Source organism: Bacteroidia bacterium, from assembly GCA_040880525.1.
Lineage (GTDB): Bacteria > Bacteroidota > Bacteroidia > CAILMK01 > JBBDIG01 > JBBDIG01.
Window position 1 is genome coordinate 1 of record JBBDIG010000053.1, and the last position, 12,191, is coordinate 12,191.

Annotated in this window: 11 protein-coding genes; 6 read left to right on the forward strand and 5 right to left on the reverse strand. The window is 45.1% G+C overall.

What is annotated here, in order from left to right; translation table 11 throughout:
- Window positions 1–45: 45 nt before the first annotated feature.
- The 3 genes from WD077_14895 to WD077_14905 form a co-directional block, all read right to left on the reverse strand.
- Window positions 46–285, reverse strand: a complete 240-nt coding sequence (locus WD077_14895) for a hypothetical protein (protein ID MEX0968517.1) — start codon at window positions 283–285, stop codon at window positions 46–48.
- Window positions 286–463: 178 nt separating this feature from the next.
- Window positions 464–1,867 (reverse strand): FAD-linked oxidase C-terminal domain-containing protein, encoded by a 1,404-nt coding sequence (locus WD077_14900; protein MEX0968518.1) that lies wholly within the window; start codon window positions 1,865–1,867, stop codon window positions 464–466.
- A gap of 189 nt (window positions 1,868–2,056) precedes the next feature.
- Window positions 2,057–3,436 (reverse strand): dipeptidase, encoded by a 1,380-nt coding sequence (locus WD077_14905; protein ID MEX0968519.1) that lies wholly within the window; start codon window positions 3,434–3,436, stop codon window positions 2,057–2,059.
- A 209-nt stretch (window positions 3,437–3,645) separates the two neighbouring features.
- Here WD077_14905 and WD077_14910 point away from each other — a divergent pair, with 209 nt between their 5' ends.
- From WD077_14910 to WD077_14935, 6 genes are all read left to right on the forward strand, one after another.
- The gene (locus tag WD077_14910) at window positions 3,646–5,544 is read left to right on the forward strand and encodes an amidophosphoribosyltransferase (GenBank protein ID MEX0968520.1); all 1,899 of its coding nucleotides are present in this window, start codon (window positions 3,646–3,648) and stop codon (window positions 5,542–5,544) included.
- 197 nt (window positions 5,545–5,741) lie between these two features.
- Entirely contained in the window at window positions 5,742–7,148 is a 1,407-nt protein-coding gene (locus WD077_14915; protein ID MEX0968521.1) for a M48 family metallopeptidase, read from the forward strand.
- On the forward strand, window positions 7,148–7,825 hold the full coding sequence (locus tag WD077_14920) for a hypothetical protein (protein MEX0968522.1): 678 nt from the start codon (window positions 7,148–7,150) through the stop codon (window positions 7,823–7,825). The genes WD077_14915 and WD077_14920 overlap by 1 nt, the downstream gene beginning before the upstream one ends.
- Window positions 7,826–7,952: 127 nt before the next feature.
- Window positions 7,953–8,660 carry an FKBP-type peptidyl-prolyl cis-trans isomerase gene (locus WD077_14925; protein MEX0968523.1) on the forward strand — a complete coding sequence of 236 codons (708 nt, stop codon included), beginning with the start codon at window positions 7,953–7,955 and terminating at the stop codon, window positions 8,658–8,660.
- Window positions 8,661–8,783: 123 nt separating this feature from the next.
- Window positions 8,784–9,221 carry a Fur family transcriptional regulator gene (locus WD077_14930; GenBank protein MEX0968524.1) on the forward strand — a complete coding sequence of 146 codons (438 nt, stop codon included), beginning with the start codon at window positions 8,784–8,786 and terminating at the stop codon, window positions 9,219–9,221.
- A gap of 29 nt (window positions 9,222–9,250) precedes the next feature.
- Complete coding sequence (locus WD077_14935; GenBank protein ID MEX0968525.1) at window positions 9,251–9,886, forward strand: peroxiredoxin; 636 nt, start codon at window positions 9,251–9,253, stop codon at window positions 9,884–9,886.
- A gap of 193 nt (window positions 9,887–10,079) precedes the next feature.
- Here the strand turns inward: WD077_14935 and WD077_14940 are convergent, their stop codons facing one another.
- Both WD077_14940 and WD077_14945 read right to left on the reverse strand, forming a co-directional pair.
- Complete coding sequence (locus tag WD077_14940) at window positions 10,080–11,552, reverse strand: PDZ domain-containing protein (protein ID MEX0968526.1); 1,473 nt, start codon at window positions 11,550–11,552, stop codon at window positions 10,080–10,082.
- A gap of 223 nt (window positions 11,553–11,775) precedes the next feature.
- Window positions 11,776–12,191: hypothetical protein (locus tag WD077_14945; protein ID MEX0968527.1), on the reverse strand; the 416-nt coding region annotated here is incomplete at its 5' end.

Sequence of the window (12,191 nt, forward strand, 5' to 3'; positions counted from 1 at the left end):
TTAACATGGAGCAAAAATAACATATTGCTACCTAAGCGCCTATACCTATTTTTTATTTATGAATTCATCTTTCTTAAAAGTGGGCTTAGGTTTTTTGACAAGGGTTAGAGCTTCCTGTATTTCCGTTTCAAATAGGAAATATGTCATATCAAATAGGAGTTGCCACCAAGAGGGGAAGATGTCGCTAACATTTTTGCTAAAACCAGCTCCAATCAAAACTGACATTTCTCTATTATCCAGTTTTGTTTTAAGGTTTTTCAGTTGATGAATGTCATTTGTTGGCATGGTGAGGTTGAGTTTGGAATTATCGGTAATGAAACTTAATGGTTTTTTATAAACAACATGTTGTTTATATCCTTTATGGTTTCAGTTGTCTAAAAAACTCTTAATCAGGTCAATAGAATTAGTTTTCATTTACAGGACATTTTCAGGTATGCTTAAGACCGATAAGGAATATGACTGCTCAAGTCACCACCTTCCCCGGATTCAACACCCCCTTCGGATCAAACACATCCTTCACAGCACGCATCAAATCTAATGAAGTCTTGTCAAATACAATGTCCATGAATTCCTTTTGTACGTAGCCGATGCCGTGTTCTCCGGAGAGGGTGCCGCCCAGGGATACGACCAGTTGGAAGATTTCGCGGATGCCTTGCTTGATGGTGCCGTTCCATTGCTCATCGGTAAGGTCGCCTTTGATGATGTTGACGTGGAGGTTGCCATCGCCAGCATGGCCGTAGCAAACGGAGCGGAAGCCGTATTTGCTGCCGATTTCCTTTACACCCGACAGCAGGCGCGGCAGTTCATAGCGGGGCACCACGGTGTCTTCTTCTTTGTAAACGGAATTGGCGTGGACGGCTTCGGCCACTTTCCTGCGCATTTGCCAGAGGCGGTCTTTCTCGTGGTCCGAATCGGCCAGCATTACTTCATCTACGCCATGTTCTTCCAGTACTGTGTTTATAATCTCTACTTCCTGATAGAGCTGTTCCAGATAGTTGCCGTCCACTTCTATGAGCAGGTGGGCCTGTATTTCGTCTTTTACAGGAAACGGAATGTCGAGGTATTGCTTCACCCAGTCAATGGCATCGCGCTCCATAAATTCCATTCCGGAGGGCGTAATTCCTTTGCGAAAAATGGCGGACACCGCTTCGCAGGCTTTGGTGGCAGAAGTGAAAGCCGCCAGCAAGAGCAGGGTTTGCTGAGGGTGGGGGATGAGCCGGAACACAACCTGGGTAATGATGCCCAGCGTCCCTTCGCTGCCAATCATAAGTTGGGTAAGGTTGTAACCAGTGGCATTCTTCAACGTATTGGCCCCCGTCCAGATCACTTCTCCGCTGGCGAGTACCACTTGCAGGTTTAGCACATAATCTTTGGTTACGCCATATTTTACGGCTTTTGGGCCCCCGGCATTTTCGGCCAGGTTGCCGCCCAGAAAGCAGGAGCCTTTGCTGGCGGGGTCGGGCGGGTAAAACAGCCCTTTCTCCTTTACCGCCTGCTGAAATACTTCGTTGATTACTCCCGGCTGCACGGTGGCCTGGAGGTTCTTTTCGTCAATTTCAAGGATGCGGTTCATGCGCTCCAGCGACAAACAGATCCCGCCTTCCACAGCAAGCGCGCCCCCACTCAGTCCGGTCCCGGCACCGCGCGCAGTAACCGGGATGTTGTTCTGGTTACAAAGCCTTACGACTTGGCTCACTTGCTCTGTAGTTTCAGGCTTCACCACCACCTCTGGCGGAAAATTGAAATCTTCTGTTTCGTCATGTCCGTAGTGGTGCAGCGATTCTACATCCGTAAGCACATTGGCTTCTGCGCAAATAGTGATCAGCGCCTGAATGATGTTCCAGGTAATTTTGTTGAACTGTGGCATAGGTTCAGTCAAAGTAGCGAATCAAAGGGCACATTGATCTTTTATTAAATGACAATCTTTTATTTAAAAAAAGTATTGGCTTTTTCATTTAATAAAAACAGCTTCCGAAAATAGGTCTGATTCCTTACTTTTTTAAAAGAAACATTTTTAAAATTAAAAGGAAATGAAGCAGAAATTAAAACTCTACTTCTACTTCTGCTTCATTTCAGTATAATATTTATAAAACAGGGGAATGGTTTCAATTCCCTTCATAAAATTAAAAATCCCAAAATTTTCGTTGGGCGAATGAATGGCATCGGTATCAAGTCCAAATCCCATCATGATGGATTTTATTGCCAGTTCTTTCTCAAAAAGTGCCACAATAGGAATGCTTCCACCACTGTGTACCGGGATGGTTTTTTTGCCGAAAGTTTCTTCATAGGCCTTGCTTGCCGCTCGGTATTCGTCAGAGTCAATTGGAACGACTACCGGTTCTCCGCCATGATGAGGTTGTACGTGGACTTTTACTGAATCGGGTGCAATGCTTTCGAAGTGCTTTTTAAAAAGCGCGGTGATCTCATCGGAACTCTGGCCGGGAACCAGGCGCATGGATATTTTGGCGTGCGCTTTTGAGGGCAGGACGGTTTTCGCACCATCTTTAATATATCCTCCCCAGATTCCATTGACATCCAATGTGGGCCGTATGGAAGCTCGCTCATAGGTTGAATAACCGGTTTCGCCTTCCACGGCATTCACATTCAGGTTTTTCTTGTAGGTTTCATCGTTTACAGGAATATTTTTCAGCAACTCCCGCTCTTCGCGGCTTAGCTCCCGGACATTGTCATAAAAACCGGGAATGGTGATACGATGGTTATCGTCATGCAACGAAGCGATCATTTTGCAAAGCACATTGATGGGATTGGCGACAGCGCCACCGTAAATGCCAGAATGCAGATCCTTGTTGGGTCCGGTAACCTCTACCTGCACATAGCTGAGGCCACGCAACCCAACCGTAATAGAGGGCACATCATTGGCGATCATACTGGTATCCGAAATAAGGATAACATCTGCTGCCAGGCGGTCTTTGTTCTCCCGGATAAATGCACCCAGATTGGCACTTCCCACTTCTTCTTCGCCTTCGATCATGAACTTCACGTTGCACGGCAGCGCATTGTGTTTCATCAGGAATTCAAAGGCCTTTATATGCATATACATCTGCCCTTTGTCGTCACAGGCTCCGCGTGCATAAATTTTATTGTTCCTGATTACTGGCTCAAAAGGTGGACTATCCCAAAGCTCGTAGGGATCAGCCGGTTGAACATCGTAATGCCCATATACGAGAATGGTGGGCAGGTCGTCTCCCATTTTTTTCTCGGCAAAAACAATGGGGTAGCCATCGGTTCGGCAAACTTCAACGTTGTCGGCACCAGCGGCTTCGAGTTTATCTTTAATAAAGTTAGCAGCTTCAAAAACGTCATCGCTAAAGGCAGGGTCGGCACTCACGGACGGAATGCGCAGGAGGTCCAGCAACTCTTCAAGAAAGCGATCTTTATTTTCTTCGAGGTAGCTGTTGATCTGTTCTTTCATCATTATTGGTTGATTAGCATTGGTGAAATTACCGGGTCAGGTGTTGCGGACAAAAATATAAAAGCAAAGCACAAAAGGGATATTAAAACCATGACCTCCATAAAATACGTTGATAAAATGAATGTATCAGGAACTTGATAATGTGGAAGCAGAACCGCAAGATGTAACTTTGCACCTGCTGAATCATTAGTATATAATAACAGGAAAAAACGATGAGCGATAGCATTAAACATGAATGCGGAATTGCCCTTGTGCGGTTGCTCAAGCCGCTTCAATATTATGTAGAAAAATATAGGACGGGCCTTTACGGTATCAATAAGCTGTATCTCCTGATGGAGAAGCAGCACAACCGGGGGCAGGATGGGGCCGGTGTGGCAGGAGTGAAAATGGACATGCCTCCTGGAAAGCCATATATTTTCCGTTATCGCTCCACCAAAGCCAACCCGATCCAGGATATTTTCAGCCGCATCAACAAATCCTTTCAGTTTGCCATGGATAATGAGACTTGTGATCTCAACGATGTGGAATGCCTGAAGAACAACGTAACACCGTACGGAGAAGTGCTTATGGGCCACCTGCGCTATGGTACATACAGTTCAAACCTTTTGGGACAGTGCCATCCATTTATCCGTGAAAACAACTGGATGACCCGGAATCTGGTACTGGCCGGGAATTTTAATATGACGAACAATGACCAGCTATTTGGGAAACTGGTAGAACTGGGACAACATCCTACCAGTACTTCAGACACGGTAACCGTGTTGGAAAAAGTAGGACATTTCCTGGATGAGGAAAATGAACGCCTCTATCGTGAATACAAGGCCCTGAATTATGAGCGGGCAGAAATTACGACTCTCATTTCTGACAATCTGGATATTGCCCGCGTACTGCAGCGGAGCACCCGGGATTTTGATGGCGGGTATGCCATTGAAGGTTTGGTGGGGAATGGAGATGCTTTCGTAATGCGCGATCCAATAGGCATCCGTCCAGCCTTCTTTTATTATGATGATGAAATATTAGTTGCAGCTTCTGAACGTCCGCCCATCAAAACGGCACTTAGCGTAGATTATGATCAAATACAGGAACTGAAGCCGGGCCATGCACTGATTGTGAAAAAAGATGGCCGCATAAGCCAGGAGCAGATCTTGGAGCCTCAGAAGAAAAGATCCTGTTCCTTTGAGCGCATCTATTTTTCCAGGGGAACGGATAAGGACATTTATCTGGAAAGAAAGCAACTTGGAAGGCTGATCACACCTGCGCTGCTGGAAGCGGTAGGCTACGACATGGTAAATACCGTTTTCAGCTACATACCCAATACGGCTGAAACCGCCTTTCTGGGAATGACAGAAGCAATAGATGTATATCTGGATAATCACAAGAGAGACGAGATCCTGAGACGTCCGGGATTGTCAGCAGAGGAATTGTCCGGCATACTCAGCATGAAGCACCGGTTTGAGAAAATTGCTGTGAAGGACATGAAAATGAGGACCTTCATAACGAATGATACGCAGCGCGAGGATATGGTGGCTCATATTTATGATACCACCTATGGGGTGATAAGGGAAGGGAAAGATTCCCTGGTAATTCTGGATGATTCTATTGTCAGGGGAACTACTTTGAAGGAAAGCATCATCAGGATACTGGACCGCCTGGGGCCGAAGCGAATAATCGTAGCCTCTTCTGCACCACAGATCCGATACCCTGATTGCTACGGAATAGACATGAGCAAACTCAAGGATTTTGTTGCCTTCAGGGCGGCCATCGCGCTTATTCAAGACAGTAATATGGAAGACCTCATGGAAAGTGTATACTGGAAATGTAAAGAGCAGGATCATCTTGAACCTGAATTAATCCCGAACTATGTTAAGGAGCTGTATGCACCGTTTTCCACTGGTCAGATCACGGATAAGATTTCAGAACTCCTTAAGCCGAAGGACTGCAATGCCGAAGTGAAGATACTTTTCCAGAGCATTGAAAACCTGCATGAGGCCATTCCAGGCCATAAAGGGGACTGGTATTTTACCGGAAACTATCCTACACCGGGAGGAAACAAAGTAGTGAACAGGGCTTATCAAAATTATTACGAAGGAAAAAATATCAGAGCCTACTAAAAATATCTTTTTAAATATAGACCAAAAAGGGCTTAAACAGGCTGTATTCCTTTAATACCGGCTTTTCTGTGATTTGTGGGAAAAATATTTTTCTATTTTAATATATATTTTTTATAATTTAGCCGCACTATCACGGACCTGTTATTCATTTATATTGGCTGAATTAAGCCAGAATATTCACTTAAAAGGGGAAAACTATGCGCCTGTTTATGAGGGCTCTCTATTGTCAGCTCTTCTTTATTTTGATGACCCACCTTGCTGCGGGACAAACGCTATCGAAATATGAACCGCTCAACTACGAAGGGGGAATTGATTCGCTCCTGCGTACTAATCACTTTGGCAACGGTGTTTTAATGGACTACCATGATCTGGGGATCTTGCCAGAAGAACTATCGGATTTTACGGCTAAGAATAACTACTACCTCAATTCACTTTTCAAAAGTGGATACATCTATAGCAACCCGGAAATCGCAGCTTTTTCCAGGAAAGTGAGCGACCATCTGCTTCGCGATTTGCCGGACCTGCAACAGGAGATTCAGATATTCATTTGCAGAGATGCTGAGGCAAATGGCTTCTCCACGGCCAATGGCTATGTTTTTCTGACTGTAGGATTGCTAAGCCGTTTGGAAAACGAGGCACAACTCGCCTTTATCATTGCCCATGAGATAGCGCATTTTTATAAAAATCACATGGCGCTGCAACTCAATGAGAACCTGGCTATGCGGCAGGTGAGAGACAGCTATTTTAACCGCCACAGTACTAACCTGAACAGCCTCCGGTTCAGCCGTCAGCATGAATTTGATGCAGATGCGGTGGCCCTGCAATTCATGATCGCTTCCAGCTACGATGCCAGGGAAGCGCTCGGATCCCTGGAGGCTTTCAAACCTAAGACGGCTCCTTTCAGATTTCCCATAGATTTTAATAAATACTACGATAACAAAGAGGCTGGAGACGGAATAGGAATAGACGAAGACCGGATTACCCTGGCCGGCATTTTTGAGGATTATATTGATGGAGAAGATGACCGGTATAATACCCATCCATCATTGCAAAAGCGCGCAATTTCTCTGAAGGAACAACTGGAGAACAGCCGCTATGACCCCGAAGGAAAAAACAAGTTCGCGGTGAGCCAGGAAGAATTTTATGCTACGCAGAAGATCGCCCTTTTTGAAATAGTGGAACTTGCCTACAACAACAGCAGCTATGGAGAAAGCCTTGTCTATGCACTGGAGGCGTTCGGCCATCATAAGAACAGCCAGTATTTAGCGCTGAAGATAATTCAGAGCATCTACTGGCTCAGTTACTATAAGCAAATAGAACTGCTGGAAAATGTATTGCCTATGGAAGGTGAACTTGCAAGTGCGGCTTATGATTCTGTATACCGGTTTGTTGACCGCCTTAGCTATACGGAGTTGAAATTGATTGCCTTTAATCTGACTAAGGAGGCGTTTAGCCGTTTCCCGGAGAGTGAAGAGTTGCTCTTTCACATGGGCTTCACATCTCAGGAATTTTTGGGGCAGGAAGTAGCGCGGTTCCATTACAGAAATTACAGCAAAAAATTCCCGCAGGGCAAGTACATAAATTTTGTAAGAAGACAATTGTAATGATAAAACTGATAAGGATATCCTGGGTACTGTTTGCCATAGTGGCGTTCTTACCCGGCTGTAATACAGGTTTGCACATTGAGAAATCATATAGCTTGCAGAGCAATCCAAACCGCATCCGGAAAATGGTATTCCTGATGCCGGAATACCAGAAGCTTGTGAAGGATGACGGCAAATTCATCGTGGATTCAAACAGTAAATTCCTGGAAAATCAATTGGCAGGCATTGTAATGCGCCAAAGTAAGACAGCAGGGCAGAAGCTGACGTTAATGAACTGGGAAACCACGGAGGATAAAAGTTACTACTACAATACACTCTTCAGACTTCATGAGCAGATCATGGCCGTAAACTTTAGTCAGCTTGATATCGTCAGCAAAAAACTGGATTCGCGGCAGGCTTTCCTGCTTCCCCATCCTGTTCGTATTCTTCCGGAATTCAGTTATCTGAGCGATAGTTTCGGAACTCCCTATGTGCTTTGCAGCGGTGTGGTTTCCAAAACGGGAAGTGGCGCTTCCTTTACCGTAGAAGCGCCCTATTCCATGTTTTACTTTTTTGTCGTGGATATTCAGTCAGCCGAAGTACTTTACCGCACCCAGAAATTTTCAATGGAGCCTATCAAAAGAAGCCAGATGAAACGGTTGATCCACAAGAGCATCCAGGAGATGCAGACGCGGTAGCAGAAGATCCGGGGTTTTCAGGTTCAGATCGAATATTACACGCATAAAAGGCCAAGGTTTCCTTTCCGAGCTTTGATTACATTTGCGGCTTTATTTTTCACACCGATCAAATTTTAAAAACAACCTGATGAAGAATCTTTCTATTCCTGGCGTCATGCTCATGGCATTATTTGCCTTCAATTCATGTGAAGACCAGAAGGCCGGCTCCGATCCGGAGAAAGTAACGTTGAACACCTCCCTTGATTCCCTGAGTTACAGTATTGGAATAAGCATTGGCAGCAATATGAATCAGCAGGGCCTCGACTCGCTGGACGTGGATCTGGTAGCAGCCGCAATGCGTGCCTCAATTCAGGGTGACACTAACGTCTTGATAAATATGCAGGAGGCGGGCCAGTACATCCAGAACCAAATGCAGGCAGCTACCCAGCGCCAGCAGGAATCTTCCCGTCATGAAGGTCAGGCATTTCTTGAAGATAACCGGCAAAAAGAAGATGTTCAGGTTACGGCCAGCGGCCTTCAGTACAAAATAATGGAAGAAGGTTCAGGTGCGCGGCCTGGCGCGAATGATACAGTTCGCGTACATTATGAAGGAAGGCTCACAGACGGAAAGGTATTCGACAGCTCCATTGAGCGCGGAGAGCCTGCTCAGTTTCCGGTGAATGGCGTTATTCCCGGATGGACCGAAGCGCTGAAGCTGATGAAGGAAGGTGCAAAATGGCAACTTTATATTCCTTCTGACCTGGCCTATGGCGAACGAGGTGCCGGTGCTGATATTCCCCCGCACAGCGTCCTCATTTTCGATGTTGAATTGCTGAAGGTAATTCCCGGAGAATAAATCTTTTCGCACCCAAATTCCTGTTGCAGAGTTTCTCAAAGTTGATTTGGTAGTTCGGAATAATTGCTATTAATTTGCAGTTAATAATAATTCTTATTTAGGAATTAATAGCAGATAAATCAGATGACGGTTCAGGAAGTGAATGAGAGATTGCGCAGTAGCGGTTTGAAAGTAACACCTCAGCGAAGTGTTATTTATAGCATGCTGTTCCGCGCCAGGAACCACCCAACCGCTGAGCAGGTTTTTGATCTGATTCACGAAAGCCATCCCAGTATTTCGCTGGCAACAGTCTATAAGACGATGGAAACGCTTGAGAAAAACGGCCTTCTCGTAAAGGTGAAAACAGCCGGTGATCGTACCCGGTACGATGCGAACACCGACCACCATAATCACATTTACTGTACAAAAACCAACCGAATCATAGATTACGAAGACAATCAACTGAAGCAAATGCTACAGGAATATTTCCGGGAAAAAGGAATTGAAAATTTTAAAGTCAATGATATCAGGCTTCAGATAAATGGAGAGATCATTGACGCCCGGAAAGGAATTACCTTTTAATTTAATCATCCCAAAAATTTAATTTTAACATGACAACATTAGTAGGAAAAAAAGCTCCCAGATTTACGGCCAAAGTGGTGTTGAACGGAGAAGAGATCCAGGAAGACTTCTCATTAGAACAGTACGTTGGAAATAAGTATGTGGTCTTTTTCTTTTATCCGAGAGACTTCACTTTTGTATGTCCTACTGAAATCCTGGCATTTCAGGACAAACTCAAGGAATTTGAAAAGCGCGATGTAGCAGTCGTGGGCTGCTCTACTGACACTGAGTTCTCGCATGTGGCCTGGCTGCAGACTCCTCAGAACAAAGGCGGAATCGAAGGTGTGACTTATCCATTGGTAGCCGATGCCACCAAAACCATTTCCTCAAATTATGGGGTATTGGCCGGTGAATATGATATGAATGAGGAAGGAGAACTCATTTATTCAGGAGATCCTGGCGCGTACCGTGGACTCTTCCTTATTGACAAAGAAGGGATCGTTCGTCACCAGTTGGTCAATGATATGCCTCTTGGCCGCAGTGTGGATGAAGCGCTTCGTATGGTGGATGCATTGCACCACTTTGAAGAGAAAGGAGAGGTTTGCCCAGCCAACTGGAAGGAAGGCGAAGAGGCCATGACTGAAGACCATGCCGGGGTAAGCAAATACCTCAGTGCCCGCAATTAATCGCGGCTGAAAAAATTTTTAAACGGGGATGCGGCAAATTGCTGAATCCCCGTTTTGCTTTCTGTCTCAAATCCCACCACTGAATTTTAACATGGAGGCAATAGAAATCCTCTCGAAAATAACAGCCCGGCAGCCAAGGTGGATTTTAATGGTGGAATAACCGAGCATTATTTTTCACCAGAATTCCATAAAATTATTGAACAAGTATTTTACTGACAGACATCTTATTATTCTGCGTAACCTGCAAATAATAGATGCCCGCAGGATTATCTGAAATGTCCACTTGGCCGGTGAATAGTCCGCTGAATTGCAGCAGCTTTTGCTCGTATATGGTTTTTCCGCTGCCATCGGCAATCCTGATTTGGGTATCGCCCTCTTCCAGCAAATGAAAGCTCAACATGAATCGCCCTTCGCTGGGATTAGGCGAAAAAATCAGATCATCCAGCCTCAGAACGTTTTCATCCTGTGTATTTGAGTGAATATCCAGCGCCAGCAGTGCTGCTTCCTCTTTTGAGATTTCCTGCTGTGTAATGACAATCTTAAGTTCATTTGCAAACGGAACTACAGGGGCACGTGGACCTGCCGGAGCACGGGGTACGAAATTATTGCCCTGGCCGTGATTGAATTTCCAGCGGTGTTTGGGGAACCGGCTGGCAGGCCTTCCTTGTATTTCTTCCTTGCTTTTTATGGTTTTACCGTCACGCAAATACTTTAGTCTAACCTTTTCGCCTACTTCCATTTCTGCAAGTTCCGACTTCAGTTCTTCCAGCGAATTCACCTCTTTTCCGTTTACCTTTAAGATCAGGTCTCCCTTTGCCAGCCCCATTTTATCGGCTGTGGTGCCCTCAATTACTTTTGACACTATCACGCCATTTTCCCCGGACGGTTGCGCTTTCGTATAAACACCAAGAAATGGCCTGTCAGATAATTCCTCAGATTCTTTATACAGGTAATAAGATTGTGGCTCAGGCAGGTTCAGTTCCGGGATATTTATAACCGGATTTTTCTTGCCAATAGTGGCTTCTGTGGTGTGCTGCTCACCTTCACGCAAATAATGGATTTTCACCACCTCGCCAGGCTCAAAAGTTTGAATCGTATAATACAGATCATCTACGATCTCAATGTCGCGTTCATCCACACGCGTGATGATATCGCCTTTTGCCAGGCCCGCTCTTTGGGCGGCTGTTCCTGCTATAACCTTCGTTACTATTACGCCCTGAATGGTAGCTGCAGTATCGAGGTTTTCAAAATAAACGCCCAGAAATGGCTGTCCGTCAATAAAGGTTTTCATTGACAGTTCAAGTATGGAATCAACCTGGTGCATCAACAGGCCGTGTTTTTCACTGATCACGTCCAGATCTATGTTAAGGTTGAGGCCGCGTTGCCCTTTCCTTCTGATGATCACTTCAAGCTCGTCATCGTCCTCATTCAGGTCTCCGATACCGGACATCTGATCTTCCAGTTCGAGTTCCCGGAGCAATTGATCTAGGTCCACATCCGGCCCGGTAATGATCGTGGTATCAATCCGGCTGGTTTTCCCATCTTCGGTTTTCTCAATCTGTATTCTCACCTTTTTCTGACGTTCCTCATCTTCCTGCGCAATTGCTGATGATCCGCAAAAAACCAAAACCATCATTAGCAACCAAAGTCCGGTATTCTTTTGCATTCTCATGTTATTTGAATTAAGATTTCCGGAATCAAAATTAGCCTTTACAGGCCATAGAAGGTGTTAAAGAAAGTTAATGAGAGGATTGGAATAAATGCTCGTCTCTTGAAATAGATTTCGAATGAATTCCAGGGATTTGTTTCCAGGAAATTCAGTCATACAACGATACCTGAAATGAGAACCGGCTGTTAAACTTTAATAAAAAATCAATTCCAGGTTTTCCTTAAATGCCCCCTTTCTCCGCTTCATCTTGTGCAGTGGGTTTATACATTCCGGGTTGCTGAAAGCTTTGACCAATATTCGCCCAAACATCGGCCAACATTTCCCAGGGAATTTGTCCCCGCTTCTTTGTCTCGGAAGTAAAGACCTCCATCAGTTTTTCAGCATTATCGTATCCTGCCATTCCAAGTGCTTCCACAAGGGATTTTGCCACGTATTTTGATAAATCTGTGGGAGTGCCAGAAGCCCAGGCTTTGCCATATTCCACCCAATAATCAGCATCTGTAGCCTGTGCATAATCGGGTTGTAGATACTGTTGGCCGGTAACCAAAGGTTGCATAGCAGGAATTTTTTCACTGTAGGCCACAGGCGTTGTGCCTTCCTCAAAATCCGCAAAGGATTGTTCCAGGTATTTTTCCT

Bases quoted from the DNA above. Each gene is read 5' to 3' on its own strand.
- WD077_14895 (MEX0968517.1), bottom strand. From the start codon at position 285: ATGCCAACAAATGACATTCATCAACTGAAAAACCTTAAAACAAAACTG.
- WD077_14900 (MEX0968518.1), bottom strand. From the start codon at position 1,867: ATGCCACAGTTCAACAAAATTACCTGGAACATCATTCAGGCGCTGATC.
- WD077_14905 (MEX0968519.1), bottom strand. From the start codon at position 3,436: ATGATGAAAGAACAGATCAACAGCTACCTCGAAGAAAATAAAGATCGC.
- WD077_14910 (MEX0968520.1), top strand. From the start codon at position 3,646: ATGAGCGATAGCATTAAACATGAATGCGGAATTGCCCTTGTGCGGTTG.
- WD077_14915 (MEX0968521.1), top strand. From the start codon at position 5,742: ATGCGCCTGTTTATGAGGGCTCTCTATTGTCAGCTCTTCTTTATTTTG.
- WD077_14920 (MEX0968522.1), top strand. From the start codon at position 7,148: ATGATAAAACTGATAAGGATATCCTGGGTACTGTTTGCCATAGTGGCG.
- WD077_14925 (MEX0968523.1), top strand. From the start codon at position 7,953: ATGAAGAATCTTTCTATTCCTGGCGTCATGCTCATGGCATTATTTGCC.
- WD077_14930 (MEX0968524.1), top strand. From the start codon at position 8,784: ATGACGGTTCAGGAAGTGAATGAGAGATTGCGCAGTAGCGGTTTGAAA.
- WD077_14935 (MEX0968525.1), top strand. From the start codon at position 9,251: ATGACAACATTAGTAGGAAAAAAAGCTCCCAGATTTACGGCCAAAGTG.
- WD077_14940 (MEX0968526.1), bottom strand. From the start codon at position 11,552: ATGCAAAAGAATACCGGACTTTGGTTGCTAATGATGGTTTTGGTTTTT.